The organism is Actinosynnema sp. NPDC053489, assembly GCF_044544865.1.
In the GTDB taxonomy this organism is placed as follows: domain Bacteria; phylum Actinomycetota; class Actinomycetes; order Mycobacteriales; family Pseudonocardiaceae; genus Actinosynnema.
This window is the reverse complement of record NZ_JBITXT010000003.1, coordinates 583,137-604,308: the sequence shown is the minus strand read 5'-3', so window position 1 is coordinate 604,308 and position 21,172 is coordinate 583,137. Positions and strand designations below refer to the sequence as shown.

Annotated in this window: 19 protein-coding genes; 9 read left to right on the top strand and 10 right to left on the bottom strand. The window is 73.6% G+C overall.

The window, feature by feature from the left end; translation table 11 throughout:
- Positions 1 to 39: 39 nt before the first annotated feature.
- The 3 genes from ACIGNX_RS09610 (at position 40) to ACIGNX_RS09600 (ending at position 4,337) form a co-directional block, all read left to right on the top strand.
- Positions 40 to 2,532: a glycosyltransferase gene (locus tag ACIGNX_RS09610; protein WP_396538102.1), complete on the top strand. Its 2,493-nt coding sequence runs from the start codon at positions 40 to 42 to the stop codon at positions 2,530 to 2,532.
- Positions 2,525 to 3,610, top strand: coding sequence for a glycosyltransferase family 4 protein (locus ACIGNX_RS09605; RefSeq protein ID WP_396538100.1), 1,086 nt, complete (start codon positions 2,525 to 2,527; stop codon positions 3,608 to 3,610). The genes ACIGNX_RS09610 and ACIGNX_RS09605 overlap by 8 nt, the downstream gene beginning before the upstream one ends.
- Positions 3,611 to 3,896: 286 nt before the next feature.
- The gene (locus ACIGNX_RS09600) at positions 3,897 to 4,337 is read left to right on the top strand and encodes an Imm1 family immunity protein (RefSeq protein WP_396538098.1); all 441 of its coding nucleotides are present in this window, start codon (positions 3,897 to 3,899) and stop codon (positions 4,335 to 4,337) included.
- A gap of 34 nt (positions 4,338 to 4,371) precedes the next feature.
- On the opposite strand, the gene rfbD is transcribed toward ACIGNX_RS09600, so the two are convergent.
- Both rfbD and rfbB read right to left on the bottom strand, forming a co-directional pair.
- Positions 4,372 to 5,265 carry a dTDP-4-dehydrorhamnose reductase gene (gene rfbD / locus ACIGNX_RS09595; RefSeq protein WP_396538096.1) on the bottom strand — a complete coding sequence of 298 codons (894 nt, stop codon included), beginning with the start codon at positions 5,263 to 5,265 and terminating at the stop codon, positions 4,372 to 4,374.
- Positions 5,265 to 6,257: a dTDP-glucose 4,6-dehydratase gene (gene rfbB, locus ACIGNX_RS09590; protein ID WP_396538094.1), complete on the bottom strand. Its 993-nt coding sequence runs from the start codon at positions 6,255 to 6,257 to the stop codon at positions 5,265 to 5,267. The genes rfbD and rfbB overlap by 1 nt, the downstream gene beginning before the upstream one ends.
- 252 nt (positions 6,258 to 6,509) lie before the next feature.
- Here rfbB and ACIGNX_RS09585 point away from each other — a divergent pair, with 252 nt between their 5' ends.
- The 4 genes from ACIGNX_RS09585 to ACIGNX_RS09570 all read left to right on the top strand — a co-directional run bounded on the left by ACIGNX_RS09585 (position 6,510) and on the right by ACIGNX_RS09570 (position 11,445).
- A complete protein-coding gene (locus ACIGNX_RS09585) occupies positions 6,510 to 7,958 on the top strand; it encodes an LCP family protein (RefSeq protein ID WP_396538092.1) in 1,449 nt (482 codons plus the stop codon).
- Between the two features lie 84 nt (positions 7,959 to 8,042).
- A complete protein-coding gene (locus tag ACIGNX_RS09580) occupies positions 8,043 to 9,254 on the top strand; it encodes an LCP family protein (RefSeq protein ID WP_396538090.1) in 1,212 nt (403 codons plus the stop codon).
- A 221-nt stretch (positions 9,255 to 9,475) separates the two neighbouring features.
- On the top strand, positions 9,476 to 10,171 hold the full coding sequence (locus ACIGNX_RS09575) for a TIGR03089 family protein (RefSeq protein ID WP_396538088.1): 696 nt from the start codon (positions 9,476 to 9,478) through the stop codon (positions 10,169 to 10,171).
- A gap of 152 nt (positions 10,172 to 10,323) precedes the next feature.
- Entirely contained in the window at positions 10,324 to 11,445 is a 1,122-nt protein-coding gene (locus ACIGNX_RS09570) for a VanZ family protein (protein ID WP_396538086.1), read from the top strand.
- Positions 11,446 to 11,449: 4 nt separating this feature from the next.
- On the opposite strand, the gene ACIGNX_RS09565 is transcribed toward ACIGNX_RS09570, so the two are convergent.
- From ACIGNX_RS09565 to ACIGNX_RS09530, 8 genes are all read right to left on the bottom strand, one after another.
- The gene (locus ACIGNX_RS09565; RefSeq protein WP_396538084.1) at positions 11,450 to 11,773 is read right to left on the bottom strand and encodes a hypothetical protein; all 324 of its coding nucleotides are present in this window, start codon (positions 11,771 to 11,773) and stop codon (positions 11,450 to 11,452) included.
- A 209-nt stretch (positions 11,774 to 11,982) separates the two neighbouring features.
- The gene (locus ACIGNX_RS09560; protein WP_396538082.1) at positions 11,983 to 13,146 is read right to left on the bottom strand and encodes an acyl-CoA dehydrogenase; all 1,164 of its coding nucleotides are present in this window, start codon (positions 13,144 to 13,146) and stop codon (positions 11,983 to 11,985) included.
- A gap of 52 nt (positions 13,147 to 13,198) precedes the next feature.
- On the bottom strand, positions 13,199 to 13,705 hold the full coding sequence (purE, locus tag ACIGNX_RS09555) for a 5-(carboxyamino)imidazole ribonucleotide mutase (protein ID WP_396538080.1): 507 nt from the start codon (positions 13,703 to 13,705) through the stop codon (positions 13,199 to 13,201).
- On the bottom strand, positions 13,702 to 14,889 hold the full coding sequence (locus ACIGNX_RS09550) for a 5-(carboxyamino)imidazole ribonucleotide synthase (RefSeq protein WP_396538078.1): 1,188 nt from the start codon (positions 14,887 to 14,889) through the stop codon (positions 13,702 to 13,704). Before ACIGNX_RS09550 ends, purE begins: the two co-directional genes overlap by 4 nt.
- A gap of 54 nt (positions 14,890 to 14,943) precedes the next feature.
- Positions 14,944 to 15,921: a hypothetical protein gene (locus ACIGNX_RS09545; RefSeq protein ID WP_396538076.1), complete on the bottom strand. Its 978-nt coding sequence runs from the start codon at positions 15,919 to 15,921 to the stop codon at positions 14,944 to 14,946.
- The gene (locus ACIGNX_RS09540; protein WP_396538074.1) at positions 15,918 to 16,784 is read right to left on the bottom strand and encodes an ATP-binding cassette domain-containing protein; all 867 of its coding nucleotides are present in this window, start codon (positions 16,782 to 16,784) and stop codon (positions 15,918 to 15,920) included. The genes ACIGNX_RS09545 and ACIGNX_RS09540 overlap by 4 nt, the downstream gene beginning before the upstream one ends.
- Positions 16,781 to 17,191, bottom strand: coding sequence for a GntR family transcriptional regulator (locus ACIGNX_RS09535; protein ID WP_396538072.1), 411 nt, complete (start codon positions 17,189 to 17,191; stop codon positions 16,781 to 16,783). The genes ACIGNX_RS09540 and ACIGNX_RS09535 overlap by 4 nt, the downstream gene beginning before the upstream one ends.
- Positions 17,192 to 17,369: 178 nt before the next feature.
- Positions 17,370 to 18,176 carry a GGDEF domain-containing protein gene (locus tag ACIGNX_RS09530; RefSeq protein ID WP_396538070.1) on the bottom strand — a complete coding sequence of 269 codons (807 nt, stop codon included), beginning with the start codon at positions 18,174 to 18,176 and terminating at the stop codon, positions 17,370 to 17,372.
- A gap of 147 nt (positions 18,177 to 18,323) precedes the next feature.
- On the opposite strand from ACIGNX_RS09530, the gene ACIGNX_RS09525 reads away from it, so the two are divergent.
- Both ACIGNX_RS09525 and ACIGNX_RS09520 read left to right on the top strand, forming a co-directional pair.
- On the top strand, positions 18,324 to 20,615 hold the full coding sequence (locus ACIGNX_RS09525; protein WP_396538068.1) for a sigma-70 family RNA polymerase sigma factor: 2,292 nt from the start codon (positions 18,324 to 18,326) through the stop codon (positions 20,613 to 20,615).
- A 35-nt stretch (positions 20,616 to 20,650) separates the two neighbouring features.
- Positions 20,651 to 21,166 carry a GtrA family protein gene (locus ACIGNX_RS09520; RefSeq protein WP_396538206.1) on the top strand — a complete coding sequence of 172 codons (516 nt, stop codon included), beginning with the start codon at positions 20,651 to 20,653 and terminating at the stop codon, positions 21,164 to 21,166.
- Positions 21,167 to 21,172: the final 6 nt, after the last annotated feature.

Genomic DNA, 21,172 nt, shown 5'->3' with positions numbered 1-21,172 from the left:
GACGACCCGCTGCGGAGCGTGATGAGGCAGAGTTAGCCCGTGGAGCAAGGGACCCTGCCTGACGTCTCGGTGGTCGTGGTCAACTACCGCGGCGCCGACGACACCATCACCTGCCTGCGCGCGTTGTCCGGCGACCTCGACTACCCGGCGGGGAAACTCCAGGTCATCGTGGTCGACAACGCCTCGGGCGACGGCAGCGCGGACCGCATCAGGGCCGCCGCGCCGACCGCGGAGGTGGTCGAGGCGCCGGGCAACCTGGGCTTCGCGGGCGGTTGCAACCTGGGCGTGCGCAGCGCGCGCGGGTCCGTGGTCGCGTTCCTCAACAACGACGCCCGCCCCCACCCGGCGTGGTTGCGGGAGGCGGTGGCCGTGCTGCGCGCCGAGCCGTCCGTCGGCGCGGTGGCGAGCAAGGTGCTCGACTGGGAGGGCCGGGAGGTCGACTTCGTCGACGCGGGCCTCACGTGGTTCGGCATGGGGTACAAGCGGCACGCCGGCCAACCCGACGACGGCAGCCACGACCGGCCCCGGGACGTCTTGTTCGGCACCGGCTCGGCGCTCGTCGCGCGGGCCTCGGTGTTCCGCGAGCTGGGCGGGTTCGACGAGCGGTTCTTCATGTTCTACGAGGACGTCGACCTCGGCTGGCGGATGAACCTGCGCGGCTGGCGCGTCCGGTACGTGCCGACGTCGTTGACCTACCACAAGCACCACGCCTCCATGTCCTCCGTGGACAGCAGCCGCGAGCTGTACCTGTTGGAGCGCAACGCCCTCGCCGCGCTCTACAAGAACTTCTCCGACGCGACGCTGGCCAAGGCGCTGCCCGCGGCGCTGGCCCTGGTCGTCCGCCGGGCCACCGCGCGCGGCGAGCTGGACGCCACCCAGCTGGAGATCACCCGCCGCCCCGCCGACCCCGCCGACGACCGCGCGCCCGTGCCGGTGCCGCGCCAGGCGCTGGCCGGGTTCCTCGCCATCGACCAGTTCGTGGAGCTGCTGCCGTCGCTGGCCGAGTCGCGGCAGGCGGAGCAGGCCGCGCGCCGGGTGTCCGACGCCGACCTGGTGCCGTTGATGCGCAAGGCGATGGAGCCCGCCTACCCCCTGCCCCGCTACCTGGCCGCGCACGACGTGCTGGTCGAGGTGTTCGGGCTGGAGGAGGTGTTCGGCCGGCCGCGCCGGGTGCTGGTGATCACCGGCGACGCCATCACCGACCGGATGGCGGGCCCCGCGATCCGGGCCTGGAACATGGCCGACGTGCTGTCCGGCGAGCACGACGTCCGACTGGTCACGGTCAACCCGCTGTGCGCGCCGCCCGAGGCGGCGTTCCCGGTGCTGAAGGTCGCGCGGCGCGACCTGGGCGCGCAGGTCGACTGGGCCGACGTGGTCGTGCTCCAGGGCCACGCGCTGGAGTTCGTGCCGGAGCTGAAGAAGCCGACCTCGACCAAGGTCGTCGTCTGCGACATCTACGACCCGATGCACCTGGAGCTGCTGGAACAGGGCAAGGACGGCACCGACGAGCAGCGCGAGCTCGACCTCGCCGGCGTCACCAGGGTGATCAACGACCAGTTGGCGCGCGGCGACTTCTTCCTGTGCGCCTCGGAGCGGCAGCGGCACTTCTGGCTCGGCCACCTGACGGCGCTGGGCCGGCTCACGCCGTCGCTGTACGACAACGACCCCACCGTGCGCTCGCTGCTGGCCGAGGCGCCGTTCGGGCTGCCCGGCAAGCCGCCGCAGCGCACCGGGCCGGGCCTGCGCGCGACGCTGGGCCTCGACGCGGCGGACAGGGTGGTGCTGTGGGCGGGCGGCGTCTACAGCTGGTTCGACCCCCTGACCCTGGTGCGCGCGGTGGACCGGCTGCGGGGTCGCCGCCCGGACGTGCGGCTGGTGTTCCTCGGCATGAAGCACCCCAACCCCGAGGTGCCCGACATGGACGTCGCCGGGCAGACCAGGGCGCTGGCGAAGCGGCTGGACCTCGTGGGCTCGCACGTGTTCTTCAACGAGACCTGGGTGCCCTACCAGGACCGCCAGAACTGGCTGCTCGACGCGGACGCGGGCGTGACCACGCACTACGAGCACGTGGAGACGACGTTCGCGTTCCGCACCCGGGTGCTGGACTACCTGTGGGCCGGGCTGCCGATCGTGACCACGGACGGCGACTCGTTCGCCGACCTGGTCCGCCGGGAGCGCCTGGGCGTCGTCGTGCCGTCGGAGGACCCGGACGCGCTGGCCGACGCGCTGGAGGCGGTGCTGTACGACGCGGAGTTCGCCGCCGGGTGCGTGGAGCGGATAGCGGTCGTGCGCGAGCGGTTCACCTGGGAGAACGTGCTCGCCCCGCTCACGGACTTCTGCCGCAACCCGCGGCCGGCCGCCGACCGGCTGCCCGGCTCGTCGTTCATGGTGCGCAACCGGCCGCTCGGGCGGCTGGAGAAGGTGCAGCGGGACGTGGCGCTGGTCAAGGAGTACATGTCCGCCGGTGGCGCCGGCGAGGTGGCCCGGCGGGCGACCGGCCGGGTGCTGAAGAAGTTGCGCGGCCGTGGCTAGGCCGCTGCGGGTGCTGATCGACGGCACCCCCCTGCTCGGGCAGCGGACCGGCATCGGCCGGTACACCGCGGCGCTGGCGGAGGAGCTGGCGTCGATGCTGGACGAGGTCGACGTGCGCGCGGTGGCGTTCACGTTGCGCGGGTGGCGCGCGCTGCGGACCGTGCTGCCGCACGACGTGGTGGCGCGCGGGCTGCCGGTGTCGGCGCGGCTGCTGCGCCAGTTCTGGCTGCGGATGCCGTTCCCGCCGGTGGAGTTCCTGGCCGGGCCGACCGACGTCATGCACGCGACGAACTTCGTGCTGCCGCCGACGTTGCGGGCCGGGGGCGTGACGACCATCCACGACCTGGCGTTCCTCGACGCGCCCGGCGACCTGCCCCCGTCGGACCGGCGGCTGCCCGAGCTGGTGCGCCGGTCGGCGGCCGGGGCCGACGTCGTGTGCACGCCGACCCGGGCCGTCGCCGAGGTCGTGGTGGACCGGCTGGGCGTGCCCGAGTCGAAGATCGTGGTGACGCCGCTGGGCGTGGACCCGGCGTGGTTCGCGGCCCGGCCGCCGTCGCCCCCGCTACGCGCCCGGCTGGGGCTGCCGTCGGAGTACCTGCTGTTCGTGGGCGCGGGCGGGCCGCGCAAGGGCCTCGGGACGCTGCTGACCGCGCACGCCGCCCGGCCGTCGCTGCCGCCGCTCGTGCTGGCCGGCCCGCACGCCGCAGGCTCCGACGACCGCGTGCTGCGCACCGGCTACCTCAACGACGTCGACCTGCGCAGCGTGGTGGCGGGCGCGGCGGCGCTGGTGCTGCCCTCGCGCGACGAGGGCTTCGGCCTGCCGGTGCTGGAAGCGTTGGCGTGCAACGTCCCCGTGGTGTGCACGGACGTGCCGGCGCTGCGCGAGGTCGCCGGCGGGCACGCGACGCACGTGCCGGTCGGTGACGTGGAAGCGCTGGCCGAGGCCATGGTCGACGCCGTGGCGGGCACGCCGACACCGGCCGACCAGGCGGCCCGGCGCACGCACGCGGCGGAGTTCACGTGGCGCCGGACGGCCGAGCTGACCGTGTCGGCCTACCGGCGCGCGGCGGGCCGCTGACGCGACGGCTCAGGGGTGCCCGGGTTGCCGGACCGACTGGGCCGGCTTGAGGACGCTCCAGGAGATCTGCCGCGAACCGGTCACGGCGCACACGCGACGCAGGAACCGCTGGCGCTCGCCTTCGAGGCGGGTCGCGGTGGCTTCAGGGGATCGCCCGATGGCGGACATGGCGGACAGGTTCTCGCACCGGTCGAGGGCAGGACCAGTGCGACGTACCGACTCCACCCCAACGGCGCAACCACCCCCTCCGGTGGTCACTCAGCGCGTCCACTGCGATGATGCGGCCATGAGCTTCACGGCCGTGTGGCCGATCTCCGACGAGCACGACGCCGACGCCGCCGACGAGATGACCGTCGCCGCGCCGGAGGACGTCGACATCCTCCTGGCGCGCCTGGCCGAGTCCGGCGCGGGCCCCGCCGTGGTCGAGCACGGCGACCGCGGGCTGATCACCGACACCGAGGGGCTGCTCGGCGCGCCGGGCGCCACCAAGATCCCCGACCACGACGTCGCCGCCGCTGTTCACGGGGGTTACGGCTACCTCACCTACGCCGACCCCGAGCACGACTACTCGACCCTCGCGGGCGACCCGGCGTCCCCGGAGTACCGCTCCGAGTACGTCGACTACCCGGCGGGCGCGGGCGTGCCGGTCGAGGTCCTGGCGACCGCGCTGAAGGAGTTCCTGGCCACCGCGCGGCGACCCACCGCCGTCACCTGGCAGGCCGGCTGACCGACCCGCCCGGGCAGGCTACCCACCGTGGCGGTCAGGGAACGGCGCGCGTGGCGACCGCGGCGGACAGGGCCTCCCGCCAGTGCCGCAACGGCGTCAACCCCGCGTCGGCCCACGCCTTGCCCGACAGCACCGAGTACGCCGGGCGCGGGGCGGGCCGGGGGAAGTCCGCGGTCGTGCACGGCCGCACCCGCTCCGGGTCCAGGCCCAGCTCGGCGAAGATCGCCCGGGCGAAGCCGCACCACGTCGTCTCGCCGTCGCCGGTCGCGTGCAGCACCCGCGGCGGCGCGCCGCCCGCCGACACCGCGCCCGCCAGCTCCACCAGGCCGTGCGCCAGGTCGAGCGACCACGTCGGCGAGCCGACCTGGTCGTCCACCACGGAGAGGGTGTCGTTCGCGCCGGCCAGGCGGGCCATGGTCTTGACGAAGTTGTTGCCGTGCTCGCCGTAGACCCACGCCGTGCGGACGACCCACGAGCGGTCCCAAGTGGACAGCACGCGCCGCTCGCCGTCGAGCTTGGTGCGCCCGTACACCGACCGGGGACCGGTCTCGTCCGACGGCTCGTACGGCCGGACGCCGTCGCCGGGGAACACGTAGTCCGTCGACACGTGCAGCAGCGGCACGCGGTGCTCGCGGCAGCTCTCCGCCAGGTGGCCGGGGCCGGCCGCGTTGACCGCGAACGCCCGGTCGGCGTCGGTCTCGGCCGCGTCCACCGCCGTGTACGCCGCCGCGTTCACGACGACCGGCCGCAGGCCCGCGTCGCGCGCGGTGGCGGCGAACGCCCCGACCGCGTCCGCCACGGCCGGTGCGTCGGTCAGGTCCAGCTCGGCCGACGACGGCGCGTGCACCAGGCCGTCACCGGGCGCCGCGGCCACCACGTCCCGCCCGAGCTGGCCGCGGCCGCCGGGCACGAGGAGTGCGAGCGCCATCAGCCGGCCAGGGCCGCGCGCTGCTTGAGCGGCTCCCACCACGACCGGTTGTCCCGGTACCACCGGACGGTCGCCGCCAGGCCCTCGGCGAAGTCGACCCGGGGCGCGTACCCCAGCTCCGTGCTGATCTTGGTGATGTCGACCGAGTAGCGCCGGTCGTGGCCCTTGCGGTCGGCGACGGGCTCGACGAACGAGTCCCAGTCCCGCCCCGTGGCCTCCAGCAGGCGCTCCGTCAGCTCCCGGTTGGTCAGCTCCGTGCCGCCGCCGATGTTGTAGACCTCGCCGCCCCGGCCGCCCTCCAGCACCAGCTGGATGCCGCGGCAGTGGTCGTCCACGTGCAGCCAGTCGCGCACGTTGAGCCCGTCGCCGTACAGCGGCACCTTCTTGCCGTCCACCAGGTTGGTGACGAACAGGGGGATGACCTTCTCGGGGAACTGGTACGGACCGTAGTTATTCGAGCACCGGGTGACGCACACCGGCAGCCCGTGCGTGCGGAAGAACGCCCGCGCCAGCAGGTCCGACGACGCCTTGGAGGCCGAGTACGGCGAGTTCGGCTCCAGGACGTGGTCCTCGGTCCACGAGCCCTCGTCGATCGTGCCGTACACCTCGTCGGTGGAGACGTGCACGAACTTGGCCACGCCCGCCTCCAGCGCGCCCTGCAGCAGCGTCTGGGTGCCCAGCACGTTGGTCAGCACGAAGTCGGCCGAACCGGAGATCGAGCGGTCCACATGCGACTCGGCGGCGAAGTGCACGACCACGTCCGTGCGGCTCATCAGGTCGGCGACCAGCTCGCGGTCGCAGATGTCACCCCGCACGAAGGTCAGCCTCGGGCTGTCGGCGACCGGCGCCAGGTTCGCCTCGTTGCCCGCGTAGGTGAGCTTGTCCAGCACCACCACCTCGGCGTCGGCGTAGGCCGGGTACGCGCCGCCGACCATCTCCCGCACGTAGTGCGAGCCGATGAACCCGGCCCCACCCGTTACCAGAACCCGCATGCTCAGTGCCCTCCTGGAGGCGTTGCTCACCGCAGTCTGTCACGGAGCCCGTCTCTGCAACCCACCTGGTTGTTACAGCGTCTCCCGTATAAGAGGAATGTCCGGCGCGGCCCACCACCGCGCCACTAGTGTCGAACAAGCAGCCTGAGCGCACGGGGGAGGCAGGCAGTGGACTCCAGTCCGCGCGGTACGGCCGGTGGATCGGCTGCTCTCCGTGCCCTCGTGCTCACCGGCCGTTCACTCCTGGCGCTGGTGTCGGCCGCTGTGCTCATCGTCACGTGGTACGGCTGGTACCACCTCGGCGACCTCGACGACGACATCACCACGACCGACGTGATCGCCTCGTCCGTCACCCGGGACGCCGACGGCGTGCCCCGCAAGCCGCTCGACGGCGCGATCGACATCCTGCTCGTCGGCGTCGACAGCCGCACCGACGCGCAGGGCAACCCGCTGTCGGACGACGTGCTCGCGCTGCTCAACGGCGGTGTGGCGGACGGCACGCAGAACACCGACACGATGATCCTGGTGCACATCCCCCAGGACGGCACGCGGGCGGTGGCTATCTCGTTCCCGCGCGACTCGTACGTGGAGATCGCGGACGGGTTCGGCAAGCACAAGCTCAACTCGGCGCTGGCCAGGCAGAAGAACGACACGGCCCAGCGGCTGCGCGAAGAGGGCGTGACCAGCGAGTCGCGCATCGAGCGGGAGTCGACGCTGGCCGGCCGCAAGACGCTGATCAAGACCATCGAGGGGCTGACCGGCGGTTCGGTGACCGTCGACAAGTACGCCGAGGTCAACCTGGCCAGCTTCTACGAGGTCACCAAGGCGCTCGGCGGCGTCGAGGTGTGCCTCAACCAGGCGACCCGCGACAGCGACTCGGGTGCGGACTTCCCGGCGGGCCGGCAGGTGGTCGAGGGCGCGAAGGCGCTGTCGTTCGTGCGCCAGCGCAACGGGCTGCCCGGCGGCGACCTGGACCGGATCGTGCGGCAGCAGGTGTTCATCGGCGCGCTGGCCCGCAACGTGCTGTCCACGGGCACGCTGACCGACTTCGACAAGCTCGACCGGCTGGTGACGGCGGTGAAGAAGTCCGTCGTGCTCAGCGAGGGGTGGAACATCACCGAGTTCGCCACCCAGATGCAGGGGCTGGTGGGCGGCAACATCGTGTTCCGCACCATCCCGGTGGGCGACCCGACGGACACGTGGGGTGACGGCAACGTGCTGCCGGTCGACCCGGCGAAGGTGCGGCAGTTCATCAAGGGCCTGGCGGGCGACGGCGAGGCGGGCAAGGCGTCCGCCACGAGCACCACCCCGTCCGGGCCGCCGAACTCGGCGATCACCGTGGACGTCTACAACGCCGCCGGGGTGAGCCGGTTGGCGGCCAGCGTGCTGGACGCGTTGGTCGAGAAGGGGTTCCGCCGGGGCGCGGCCGAGTCCGCCGGGTACGCCGACACGACCACCGTGCGGCACGCGCCGGGCGAGCGGGCGAGCGCCGACAAGGTGATCCTGGCCCTGGGCGGTAACGCCGAGGCCGTCGAGGACGACTCCGTGCCCAGGGGGCGGGTTCAGGTCTACGCCGGCGCGGACTACGCGGCGCCCGACCAGTCCGACCCGGCGTCGGTCGACGTGACCGGGTCGTCCCAGCCCCCCACGACCGGCACCACCCCGCCGATCACCGCCGACGGCGTGGTCTGCGTCAACTGAAGCACCCACCTGCCGGCGAAGCGGCACGTCCGATCGGTCGAAGGTGGTTAGCCTGATCGGACAACCACTCGTAGGAGGACGCCGGTGAGGGCAGCGGTGATCGCCGCGCGCGTGCTCGTCGCGCTGCTGTCGGCGACCGTGCTCGTGGCGGCCGGGTACGGCTGGTCGACGGTGCGGCGGGTGCAGGAGAGCGTGAACACGACGGACGTGCTGACCGGGCTGTCCGACGTGCCCAACGCGCCGCCCGCGGCCGACGGCGCGACGGACATCCTGCTGGTGGGCAGCGACAGCCGCACGGACGCCCAGGGCGTGCCGCTGCCGGACCGCGTGCTGCGGGAGCTGCGCACGGAGGCGACGGACACGCTCAACACGGACACGATCATCGTGATGCGCGTGCCGCACGACGGCAGCAAGGCGCACGCCGTGTCGATCCCGCGCGACACCTACGTGACCATCCCGGACGTCGGCCAGGAGAAGATCAACTCGGCGTACGGGCTGACCAAGTACTTCACGATGGAGCGGCTGGCGGCGGCGGGCTCGTCCGACCTGGCCGAGCGCTCCCGGGCGGGCGACCAGGCGGGGAGGCGGGCGCTGGTGCAGGTGGTGCAGGACCTGACCGGCGTGCGGGTCGACCACTACGCGGAGATCAACCTGTACGGGTTCTACCTGCTCACCGAGGTGATCGGGGGCGTGGACGTGTGCTTGAGGCAGGCCACCTCCGACCCCGACTCGGGCGCGGACTTCCGGGCGGGTGTGCAGACGATCTCGGGGGGTGACGCGCTGGCGTTCGTGCGGCAGCGCAAGGGCATCCCCAACGGGGACCTGGGGCGGATCACGCGGCAGCAGGTGTTCATGTCGGCGGCGATGTCGAAGCTGCTGTCCGCGGGAACGCTGGCCGACCCGGCGCGGCTGTCCGGGCTGCTGGACGCGGTGAGCAAGTCGATCGTGGTGGACGAGGACCTGGACCTGGCGACGTTCGCGGGCCAGGCGCGTGGCCTGGCGGGCGGCAACGTGGAGTTCGCCACGATCCCGGTGACCGGCGTGGGCACCCTCAACGACCGGGGCCAGAGCGTCGTCACCGTGAACCCGGCCGACGTCAAGACCTTCGTCGCCAACCTCCTGGGCGCCAAAACCCCACCCCCCACCCCCGCCTCTCCCCCCGCCTCTCCTCCCTCCCCCGCCTCCTCCCCCACTCCCACCCCCACCCTCACCAACCGCCTCTCCCCACCACCCCTCCTCTCCCTCGACGGCCCCCACCACCGCACCGCCCAACCAACCCCACCCTGCATCGACTAACCGCGAGAGTCCTACCTCCAGCTCGCGAGAGTCCTACGTTCGGACCGCGAGAGTCCTACGTCCAGGCACCCCGAGTTCAACGCTCAGCGCCGGCGGCCGTGGTCCCGAGCGTTGAACTCACGTGCTCCGAATGTAGGACTCTCGCGACGCGAACGTTGGACTCTCGCGCTTGTGGGTGAGGGGGCGGGTCGGGGTTGGTCGGGGCGTGGGAAGGTTGGGGCATGACCGTCACGGATGCCCTGTTCGCGCCGCTCTTCGCGGCGAACCCCGGCCGTCCCCTCATCACGCACTACGACGACGCGGCGGGGACGCGGGTGGAGCTGTCCCGCGCCACCATCCGGAACTGGGCGGCCAAGACGGCGAACTGGCTGCGCGACGAGCACGACGTCGAGCCCGGCGACCCGGTGGCCGTGCTGCTGCCCGCCCACTGGCAGACCGCCGGCGTCCTGCTCGGCGCGTGGTGGTGCGGCGCCACGGTGACCGACGACCCGGCGGGCGCGAAGGTGGCCCTCGTCGCACCCGGCGGCGAAGCGCCCGGCGCGCTGGTGACGGCCGTCGCGTCGCTGCACCCGATGGGGCTGGGCAGCGGCGCGCCCGTCGACTACAACGACGACGTGCGCGTGTTCGGCGACGACTTCACGCCGTGGGAACCGGTCGACGGCACCACGCCCGCCCTGCTCAAGTCCACTGTGGACGAGGTGGTCGAGGAGGCGCACCAGCGCGCGGCGACGCTGGGCATCACCACGGCCTCGCGCGTGCTGTCCACTGTGGAGTGGACCCTGCCGGACGGCCTGCTGAACGGCTTCCTGGCCGTGCTCGCGGGCGGCGGCTCGCTGGTGCAGTGCAGCAACGCCTCGTCGGACCTGCTGACCGCCCGCCGGGCCGCCGAGCAGACGACCGTGGACCTGGTCGGCTGAGCCGGACGGCGGCGGCCGGGCGGGTGCGTGGTTCGGCGGCCCGGGCGGGCTCCGTTCGGCCGCAACGCCGCCGATCGGGTTTGACCGCGACGCGCGCGGGTTATTGAGCGGGTTGACCTTCGTCGCGGGACCGTCAGACCGGATCGGTGGCCATGCTGAGCTCGTACCTGGAGTCCGTCCGAACCGGCTTCGGCGCGTTCGTGGGCGTCGGCACGCTGGTCCTGCTGCCGTTGATCGCTCTGCACTACCACCGGTTCGGCCGGGTCGAGCCCCGACGCGCCCTGGTGCTGTACGGGCTGCTGGCGTACGGGCTGGTGGCGCTGGCGCTGATCTTCCTGCCGTTCCCGTCGGGTCCGCTGGACTGCGACGACCAGATGCTGTCCACCACGCCGTTCCAGTGGGTCACGGACATGCGCAACAACCTCGCCTACAACGGGCGCTCGGGCGTGCGGGCGGTGGTGACGTCGAGCGCGTTCGTGCAGCAGGCGTTCAACGTGGCGCTGTTCGTGCCGCTGGGCGTGGTGCTGCGCAAGTCCTACGGCCGCGGCCCGCTGGCGGTGCTGGCGATCGGCCTGGGCCTGTCGCTGGCGGTCGAGGTCGTGCAGTACAGCGGCAACCTGGGCGTGTACCCGTGCCCGTACCGCATCGCCGACGTGGACGACCTGATCTCGAACTCCGCCGGCGCGCTGCTGGGCTGGATGATCGCACCGGTCGCCCTGGTGGTGCCCTCGGTGCCGGACGCGGACGCGTCGACCGCCCTGCCCGACTCCGTCACGGTGCCGCGCCGCCTGATGGCGCTGCTGGCGGACCTGGTGCTCCTGATCGCGACCGCGCACCTGGTGTTCCGCGACAACCCGTGGTGGGCGGTCGCGGTGGCGGTGGTGTTCCGGGTCGTGCTGCCGGCGGCGACGGGGCGGACGCCGGGCTCCTGGCTGGTGCGCTACCGGCTCCGCCGGGCCGACGGCACGCGTGCCGCGCCGCACCGCGTCGTGCTGCGGGAGCTGGTGGGCGCCACCGGCCTGATCGCGTACACGGTCCTGGCACCGACGCCGTGGCCGTTCGCCGTGGACCTGACCGTGCTGGTGCTGTTCGTCCTGGGCGGTTTCGCCCTCCCGGCCTTCCGCCGCGACCAGCGCGGGGTGCCGGACCTGGTGGCGGGCACCCGCGCCGTGCGGTCGACGGGACCGCTGCCGGTCGAGCGGGAAGCACCGGTCGAGCGGGAAGCACCGGTCGACCGGCCCCGCGAGGTGCGGCCCGCGGAATCGCCGAGGTGACGGGTCAGAAGCACGTGCCGGTGTAGGCCAACGCCGAGGCGAGCAGGTAGCCGTGACCGATGTAGGTGCTGTGCTGGTCGTAGAGGTTGCCCTCGTACCAGACGCCGGACGGGCTCGGCACGTTGAACTTGTCGCCGGTGAACGAGTACGCGACCACCGAACCACCGGGGCTGTTGCGCAGCGTGGCGTTGCTGACCACGACGTACTGGCGGGTGCACTGGATGCCGATGCCGCCGGTCGCGGTGGGCGCGGCGACGGCCACCCCGCCGGACGCGACGATCCCGACACCGGCGGCGAGCGCGACGACGGCCTTCCGGACGTTGCTCATGAGCCCTGCTCCCCTCGTCGGTGGGTGGTCCGGTCCGCCGGACCGGGACGCAACGCCAGGGGCGACCGACGCGCGGCACACTCGACCATAGGGGTGGGGCGGCGCCGCCGGCGGTGACGGGTGCGGGTCCCCGCAGGAGGCGGGAGCCCGGGGACCCCCGGTCGGGAGGACCGGACATCCCCGGGCCGCGGCACGGGAGGGTCGGAAGATCAGCCGTTGAGCAGGGCGCGCGACATGACCACGCGCTGGATCTGGTTCGTGCCCTCGTAGATCTGGGTGATCTTGGCGTCGCGCATCATGCGCTCCACCGGGAAGTCGCGCGTGTAGCCGGCGCCGCCGAACAGCTGCACGGCGTTCGTCGTGACCTCCATCGCGACGTCCGACGCGAAGCACTTGGCCGCCGCGGTGATGAAGCCGATGTTCGGCTCGCCCCGCTCGGCCTTCGCGGCGGCCACGTAGACCATGTGCCGGGCGGCCTCGATCTTCATCGCCATGTCGGCCAGCATGAACTGCACGCCCTGGAACTCGGCGATCGCCTTGCCGAACTGCTTGCGGTCCTTGACGTAGGCGACGGCGGCTTCCAGCGCGCCCTGCGCGATGCCCACGGCCTGCGCGCCGATGGTCGGGCGGGTGTGGTCGAGGGTGCGCAGCGCCGTCTTCAGGCCGGTGCCCGGCTCGCCGATGACGCGGTCCGCCGGGATGGTGCAGTTCTCGAAGTGGATCTCGCGGGTGGGCGAGCCCTTGATGCCGAGCTTGCGCTCCTTCGACCCGACGACGAAGCCCGGGTCGTCCTTGTGCACGACGAAGGCCGAGATGCCCTGCGACTTCTTCGGCGCGTCCGGGTCCGTCACCGCCATGACCGTGTACCACGTCGACTCGCCGGCGTTGGTGATCCAGCACTTCGTGCCGTTGAGCACCCAGTGGTCGCCGTCGAGCCTGGCCCGCGTCCGCATCGACGCCGTGTCGGAGCCCGCCTCGCGCTCGGACAGCGCGTAGGAGGCCATCGCCTCGCCCGACGCGACGGACGGCAGCACCTGCCGCTTCAGCTCCTCCGACGCCGACAGCAGGATCGGCATCGTGCCCAGCTTGTTCACCGCCGGGATCAGGGACGACGACGCGCACACGCGCGCCACCTCCTCGATCACGATGCACGTGGCCACCGAGTCGGCGCCCTGGCCGTCGTACTCCTCCGGCACGTGCACGGCCGCGAAACCCGACTTGACCAGCGCGTTCAACGCCTCGACCGGGAAGCGCTCGCGCTCGTCGACGTCCGCCGCGTGCGGTGCGACCTCCTTGTCGGCCAGCGACCGGACCGCCTCGCGCAGCGCCTCGTGCTCTTCGGCGAGCTGGTAGGTACCGAAGCTCGGGTCCACGTTGAGTTACCTCCCGGTAGGGCGTACTACCCGGATGTTAGCGCGCGTTCACTCAGTTCGCCGCTGTGCCGTCCGCAACAGCCCGCAGTGCCGCGTCCTTCTCCAGCACCAGCTCCTCGAGCGACGCCTGGAACGCCTCCATCCGCTCGCGCAGCGCCGGGTCGGACGCCGCCAGCACCCGCACGGCCAGCAGGCCGGCGTTGCGCGCGCCGCCGACGGACACCGTCGCCACCGGCACGCCCGCCGGCATCTGCACGATCGACAGCAACGAGTCCATGCCGTCGAGGTACTTCAGCGGCACGGGCACGCCGATGACCGGCAGCGCCGTCGCCGACGCCACCATTCCCGGCAGGTGGGCGGCGCCGCCCGCGCCCGCGATGATCACCCGCAGCCCCCGCGACGCGGCCGAGGCGGCGTAGTCCAGCATCCGCTGGGGCGTGCGGTGCGCCGAGTACACGCCCACCTCGTAGGGGACGTCGAACTCGGCCAGCGCCTCGGCCGCGGCCTTCATCACCGGCCAGTCCGAGTCGCTGCCCATGATCACGCCGACGTGCGTCACCGCTGCCCCCCGTGGATGTCGTAACCGTCCAGCCACACGCCGTCGGACAGCCAGTGCGCCGCGAGCCCCGCCCGCCGCCGCACCTCCTCCATCCGCTCACCGAGCAGCGTCACGTGGCCGATCTTGCGCCCCGGCCGCTCCGCCTTGCCGTACAGGTGCACGCGCGCGTCGGGGAACCGGGCGAACAGGTGGTGCAGCCGCTCGTCCGGCCCCATCTCGGGCGGCGCGGACGCGCCCAGGACGTTCGCCATGACGACGGCGGGCGCGACGAGGTCCGTCGCGCCGAGCGGGTAGTCCAGCACGGCGCGCAGGTGCTGCTCGAACTGCGAGGTCAGCGAGCCCTCGATGGTCCAGTGGCCGGAGTTGTGCGGGCGCATGGCCAGTTCGTTGACGACCAGCCCGTCCTCGGTCTCGAACAGCTCGACCGCCAGCAGCCCGACCACACCCAGCTCGGCGGCGATGTGCAGGGCCAGCTCCTGCGCCTGCTCGGCGGGCCCGTCCGGGGCGGGCGCGAGCACCTCGACGCAGATCCCCTCCCGCTGCACGGTCTGCACCAGCGGCCACGCCGCGCCCTGGCCGAACGGGGAGCGCGCGACCAGCGCGGCCAGCTCCCGGCGCATCGGCACGCACTGCTCGACCATCAGCGGCGTGCCGGCGGCCAGCAGCTCCGGCACGACCCGCTGCGCGCTCTGCGGCGTGTTCAGCATCCACACGCCCCGGCCGTCGTACCCGCCGCGCACCGCCTTCAGCACGCACGGCCAGCCGTGGTCCGCGCCGAACCGCAGCACGTCGGACGCGTCCTCGACGGCGGCGAACGGCGGCACGGGCGCGCCCAGCTCCGCCAGCCGCTGCCGCATCACCAGCTTGTCCTGCGCGTGCACCAGGGCGTCGGGCCCGGGGAACACCTTCACGCCCTCCGCCACCAGCGCGTGCAGGTGCTCCTGCGGCACGTGCTCGTGGTCGAACGTGACGACGTCGCAGGACTTGGCGAACGCGCGCAGGGCGTCCAGGTCGGTGTGCCTGCCCAGCTCGACGTCGCGCGCGACCAGCGCCGCCGGGTCGGAGTCCGACTCGGCGAGCACCCGCAGCGACTGGCCGAGCGGGATGGCGGCCTGGTGCGTCATGCGGGCCAGCTGGCCGCCACCGATCATGCCGACGACGGGGAGACGGGTTCGGGAGTCCACGGTTCGGTGATCCTACCTGCACAAACGCGGTGCCCCGGACCCGGCCGGCCCGGCTCAGGCGCGACGGGCCCGGCGCACCCGCGTGAAGGCGAGCACGAGCAACCCCGCGGTGAGCGCGGCGAAGACCGCGAACTCGAACAACCGGAACGCCGCCACCCGGTCGACCGGGTGGTACTCGGTGAAGAACCGGACGCCCTGGTCGGTCATGCACTTGTCGTAGGCGGCGCTGCCGTCGATGTCGGCGCACGCCCGCGGGAACCCGATCTCGGTGCCCGACGCGTCGAGATACCCGCCGTCCACCGTCCATCGCGTGCCCACGCGGCCGTCGTAGGAGCCGGAGTAGTCCGCGTACGACTGCACCTCGCGCAGCGGCGACCGGAAGTACGGCCGCCAGAACGCCGCCACCGCGACCCTGGTCACGACGTAGGCGACCAGGGTGAGCCCCATCGACAGCACCGTGCGGCGGGTGGTGGCGCCGAACGCCAGGCCGAGCGCGAAGCCGAACGCCGCGTACCCGACCTGCACGTGCGGCGCCGCCTCGAAGGCCGCGTGGCCGAACGGGTGGAACAGCGCGTACTCGCGGTGCAGGGAGTTGATGCCGTCCATCAGCCGGCCCAGCGCGAGGCCGAGGCCGGCGGCGAGCGCCGAGGCGGTCACGCCGAGCAGCACGACCTTGGCGGCCAGCCAGCGGGAGGCGGTGACGTCCTGGCTCCACACCACCAGGTGCGTGCGCTGCTCGTACTCGCGCGCCAGCAGCGGCGCCGCCCAGAACACGGCGACGACCAGGCCGAAGGCCGCCGGCAGGACCGCCAGCACCTGGCTCACGCCCTCGTAGCCGAACCGGCCGAACAGCTCGTGGGTCCCGCCGGTGGCGTCGACGTGCCACGCCATGCCGAGCGCCGTCGCGGCGGCCACGAGCACGACGGCCGCCGTGCCCGCGACCGTCCACCGGTGCTGCCGCCAGGTCAGCCAGGCGAGGTCGCCCCAGCCGACCCGGGTGCGCCCGGCCGGGACGCCGGTCCCCGCGGTCACGCGCCCGCCTCGTTCCGGGTCGCTCCGAGCTGTGCGAGCACGTAGTCCTCCAACGTCGGCGGGCGCTCGACCCACGGTCCGGCGACCACCGGCCGGGGCCTGCCCTCGGGCAGCTCGACCAGGAACGTCGACTGGTTGTCGCTGTGCCGCGCCTCGACGACCCCGCCCAGCGCGGGCGGCACGTCCGAGCGCGGACCGGTGTAGGTGACGTGCCTGCCGAGCAGGTCGTCCAGGTCGCCGCCGGCCAGCAGCCGCCCGTGCGCGAGCAGCAGCAGGTGATCGGCCACCCCGGACAGCTCGGCCACCACGTGCGTGGACAGCACCACGGTCATGCCCGTGGCGGCGACCTCGCCGAGCAGCTCGGCGGTCACCTCCCGGCGGGCCAGCGGGTCGAGGTTGGCCAGCGGCTCGTCCAGCAGGAGCACGTCCGGCCGCGAACCGAGGGCCAGGGCGAACGCCACCTGCGCCTGCCGACCGCCGGAGAGCCTGCCGCACGCCTGGTCCAGCGGGACCTCGAAGCGCTCCAGCCAGCGGCGGGCCCGGTCCCCGTCCCACACGACGTTGAGCCGCGCGCCCAGGCGGAGCACGTCGCGCGCGGTGAAGTGCCGGTAGACCGGCTTCTCCTGCGACACGAACGCCACCCGGCCCACCGCGCCCGCCGACCCCTCGTCGGCGTCGAGGAGCCCGGCCAGGACCGTCAGCAACGTCGTCTTGCCCGCGCCGTTCGCGCCGACCAGCGCCGCCACCCGGCCGGCGGGCAGGTCGAACGCGCAGTCGCGCAGCGCCCACCTGCTCCCGTAGCGCTTGCCCAGCCCCCGTGCCCGCACCGCTGTCGCGGCGACCGGCTCGACCGAGGTGCTCACCGGACCGCCACCCCCTCCCCGTCCGTCGCCTGGTCCCCGTCCGCGTCGAGGACCGACCGCACCAGGGCGTCCAGGTCCTCGGCGTCCAACCCGGCCGCGCGCGCCTCGCGGACCCACTCGACCAGCCGCACCCGGAGCACCGCCATCACCCCCGGGTCGGTCGAGCCGAGACCGGCCTTGACGAACGTGCCCGAGCCCTGGCGGGCCTCGACCAGGCCGGACAGCTCCAGCTCCCGATATGCCTTGAGCACCGTGTTCGCGTTCACACCACTCCTCGCGACGACGTCGCGGACGGTCGGCAGCCGGTCTCCCGGCCCCAGCCAGCCCAGGCGCAGCGCCTCCCGCACCTGGCGCACGAGCTGGAGGTAGGCGGGCAGGCCGCTGGACCGGTCGATGCGGAACTCCACCCGATCCTCCGGATTGTTCTACTCAACTAAGACAGTAGAAGACCATCACACCGCTCCCCTGTCAATCGCCGGGCCGGACGGCGAGGAGCCCGGCGCGCTGGGGAGGCAGGCGCCGGGCTCCTCTTGGGGGAAGGGATCTTCGGTTGTCGGACGCCGGACAGGGGTCGGCGCCCGCGGTCTAGCGGCCGAGCCCGGCGACCATCGCCACGGCGTCCTCGCACGTCGGCGGCAGCTCCTCCAGCCGGACCCGGACCGGGCCGGTCGGCGCGACGTGCGGGTCGACGGCCAGCCGGTCCGCGGTCAGCACCCGCAGGTTGGTCAACGCCCGCGCCAGGTGCCGGTCGCGGCGCAGCAGCACGCAGGCCACCGACGACCCGAGCGCGGCGACCGTCTCGCCGCCGTCGAACACCTCCTTGAGCGCGCCGGCCAGCAGGGTCATCGCCACCACGCGCGACCACCCCGACGTGCGGCTCAGGTCGAGCGCCACGAGCACCAGCACGTGGTCCTGGCGACCGGCGGCCCGTGCCTCGGCGTACACCTCGCGCAACCTCGTGCGCAGGTAGGCGGGCGTGGCCAGGCCGGTCAGCGGGTCCTCGGCGGCGCAGTCCGCGGCCCGGCTGCTCATCACGTCGCCCCAGCCCAGCGCCGTCGACCGCAGCATCCGCGACGGGGTCGCGTCCACGCACGGCGAGACGACCCCGGTCGCCCCCGCGGGCTCCGCGAGCACCGCGTGCAGGGCCGCCAGGTCGAGCAACGTCTCGGCCAGCCCGGCGCCCGCCTCGGCGCGGGCCGCGCCCAGCCGGTGCAGCTCCGCGCTCGGGTCGCGCTCCTCCAGCACGGCCCGGCACACCTCGTCCACCTCGGCCAACGGCCAGTCCGCCGGGAACGCCCAGCCCGCCGCCATGGTGGTCGTGCGCCACCGCGACCGCAGCGCCCGCGACCCGTCGGCGCCGAAGCGCCGTGTGACCGTTCCCCGAACACCCACCCGGATGCCTCCTCGATGTCGGTTCCGCTGATGAGACGTTGCCCGGCTTCATCCATGACGGCATTCCGCGAACCCGGTCAGGGGGTTCCGCGTGACGGTGCGCTACCTGGTGCGTCACACTGGCGCCGCGCGAGGAGGGAAGAACACGTGGCGACCGTTCCTGCGGAAGTCCGGGGACCGAGCGACGCGGAGCTGATCGACTCCGTGCGCGGCGGGGACATCGACGCCTACGGGCAGCTCTACGAGCGCCACGTGGCCGCCGCGCACAACCTGGCCCGTCAGCTCGCCAGGTCGTCCGCCGAGGCCGACGACCTGGTCGCCGACGCCTTCGCGAAGGTCCTCGACGCGCTGCGGGCGGGTCGCGGGCCCGACTCGGCGTTCCGGGCCTACCTGCTCACCGCGCTGCGCCACACCGCGTACGACAAGACCCGGCGCGACCGCAAGGTCGAGCTGGCCGACGACGTGGCCGAGGTCGCGCCCGAGGCGACCAGCGTGCCGTTCGCCGACACGGCCGTGGCCGGGCTGGAGCGGTCGCTGGCGGCCAGGGCGTTCGCCCGGCTGCCCGAGCGCTGGCAGACCGTGCTGTGGCACACCGAGGTTGAGGGCCAGACGCCCGCCGAGGTCGCGCCGCTGCTCGGCCTGACCGCCAACGGGGTGTCCGCGCTGGCCTACCGCGCCCGGGAGGGCCTCAAGCAGGCGTACCTGCAGGCGCACCTGGCCGAGACGCAGGCCGAGCGGTGCCGCGCCACCGCGGACCGGCTCGGCGCGTGGACGCGGGGCGGGCTCTCCAAGCGCGAGACCACCCAGGTCGAGGCGCACCTCGACGAGTGCGTGAACTGCCGGGCGCTGGCCGCCGAGCTGGCCGACGTCAACGGCGCGCTGCGCGGGATCATCGCCCCGCTCGTCCTCGGCGTCGGCGCGTCGGGCTACCTGGCCGCCGCCGGCGCGGGCACGGCCAAGGCCGCCGCGGTCGCCGCCGCGGCCGGCACGGGTGGCGCCGCCGGCGCCGCCGCGTCCGCACCGCGCCAGTTCCTGGTCGGCGCGGCCTCCGCCGCCGCCCTGGTGGTCGCCGTGGTGATCGGCCTGGCCTCGGGCTCGGAGCAGCAGGTGCCCGCCGCGCAGACCGCCCCGCCGGCCACCTCGCAACCGGTGCGGCCCACGCAGGCACCGCCGCCCGTCGTGCCACCGGTCGCGCCGTCGCAGACAGCACCCCAGACAGCGCCCCAGACAGCACCCCAGACGGTGCCGCCGACAGCACCGCCGGTGGCGCCCGAACCCGCGCCCACGTCCGAGCAGCCGCCGCCCGCCACCGAGCCCGCGCCCGCCCCGGGTCCGGCACCCGAGCCGGAGCCGGAGCCGTCGCCGCCCAACCTGGTGCCCGTCGTGCCCAGCGGGTTCTTCCTGACCTCCGGCGACGAGCCGGTCGACCTGCCGATCACCGTCACCAACTCCGGGCAGACGGGGTCGGAGCCGGTGAGCGCCGCGCTGGACCTGCCGCCCGGCGTGCGGTCCGTCGGTCCCGCCGAGTCCCTCACCGGCAGCCGGCCGGTCCGCCTCGACGGCGCGGCCGACCAGGCGGTGACCTGCCCCGCGGGCACCGGCACGGTGACCTGCCCCGCGCCCGGGGGCCTCGCACCCGGCGCCGCGGTGACGTTCGTGTTCCGGGTGCGGGCCGACGAGGGCGCGACGACCGGCCGGATCGCCGGCACGGTCCAGGCGGGCGCGTCGCTGAGCGTGGTGATCGGGGTCGACGTCGAGGTGCGGCCGGCGCGCGACGCCCTCGACCTGGTGGTCGACAAGTGGCAGCACGGCTTCTGGGACCCCAGGCTCGACATCACGGCCACCAACACCGGCGGTCGCGGCGGCGACCTGCGGCTGGTCGTGGAGTCCGACGACCGGGTCGTCCTGGTGGCGCTGTGGTCGGGCTGCGAGCGGTCCTGGCACCGGGTCGTCTGCCAGGTGCCGCTGGAGCGCGGCCGGTCCTTCCGGCTCTCGGTCTGGGCGGTCGGCCACCACCACCACGACGGCGTGGTCCGCGTCTCGGCGACGCTCGGCACGGCGTCCAGGAGCGTCGAGGTGCCGATCTCGAACCGCCCCGGCGGCGGCGACCCGCACGAGCCGGCGCCACCGGTCGCCCCGCCGACCGGGACCACGACCGCGCCACCCACCACCACGTCCCCGCCGACGACCACGACCCGGCCGCCCACGCCCACCACCGGGCCCACCACCGGATCGACCACCGAACCGACCACCCCGGACACCGGGTCGACCACGACCGAGCGGCCCGCCGGGCCTCCGCCGACCGGGCAGCCCGCGCCGACGACCGCGCCGACCACCACCACGCCGCCGCCACCGCGCCGCGAACCGTGCCGACCGGTGCCGTGGCTGCCGCCGATCCTGGACGACCTGCTGCCCGGCCGTTGCGACACCCCTCCGTGATCGAACGATCACAGACTCGGTAACCTGCCCCGGTGCTGCCACTCGTGCGCAGGGTCTTCGGCCTCCTGCCGGAACCGGTCCGGTTCCTGATCAACAAGCACCGCGAGCTGATCCGCTTCGCCGTCGTCGGCGGCACGACGTTCGTCGTCGACAACGGCGTCTGGTACGCGCTCAAGCTCACCGTGCTCCAGGACAAGGTGGTCACCGCGAAGGCCATCGCCGTGCTGGTGGCGGTCATCTCGTCCTACGTGCTCAGCCGCGAGTGGTCCTTCCACACCAGGGGCGGGCGTGAGCGGCACCACGAGGCGGCCCTGTTCTTCGTGGTCAGCGGCATGGGCATCGGGGTGAACCTCGCGCCGCTGTACGTCTCGCGGCACGTGTTCGACCTGCACTCGGAGTTCGCCGACTTCGCCTCCGGCTCGGTGATCGGGATGCTCCTGGCCACCGGGTTCAAGTATTGGGCGATGCGCAAGTTCGTGTTCCCCCAGGCCGACGCCCGCCCGGACGTCCGGCCGCTGCGCGTGGTCCGGGAGCAGCGCGAAGTCGCCTGAACAGGG

Excerpts from the sequence above, each read along its gene's own strand:
- ACIGNX_RS09600 (WP_396538098.1), top strand. The coding sequence starts at position 3,897 with ATGAGCTTCACGGCCGTGTGGCCGATCTCCGACGAGCACGACGCCGAC.
- rfbD (WP_396538096.1), bottom strand. The coding sequence starts at position 5,265 with ATGGCGCTCGCACTCCTCGTGCCCGGCGGCCGCGGCCAGCTCGGGCGG.
- rfbB (WP_396538094.1), bottom strand. The coding sequence starts at position 6,257 with ATGCGGGTTCTGGTAACGGGTGGGGCCGGGTTCATCGGCTCGCACTAC.
- ACIGNX_RS09575 (WP_396538088.1), top strand. The coding sequence starts at position 9,476 with ATGACCGTCACGGATGCCCTGTTCGCGCCGCTCTTCGCGGCGAACCCC.
- ACIGNX_RS09570 (WP_396538086.1), top strand. The coding sequence starts at position 10,324 with ATGCTGAGCTCGTACCTGGAGTCCGTCCGAACCGGCTTCGGCGCGTTC.
- ACIGNX_RS09565 (WP_396538084.1), bottom strand. The coding sequence starts at position 11,773 with ATGAGCAACGTCCGGAAGGCCGTCGTCGCGCTCGCCGCCGGTGTCGGG.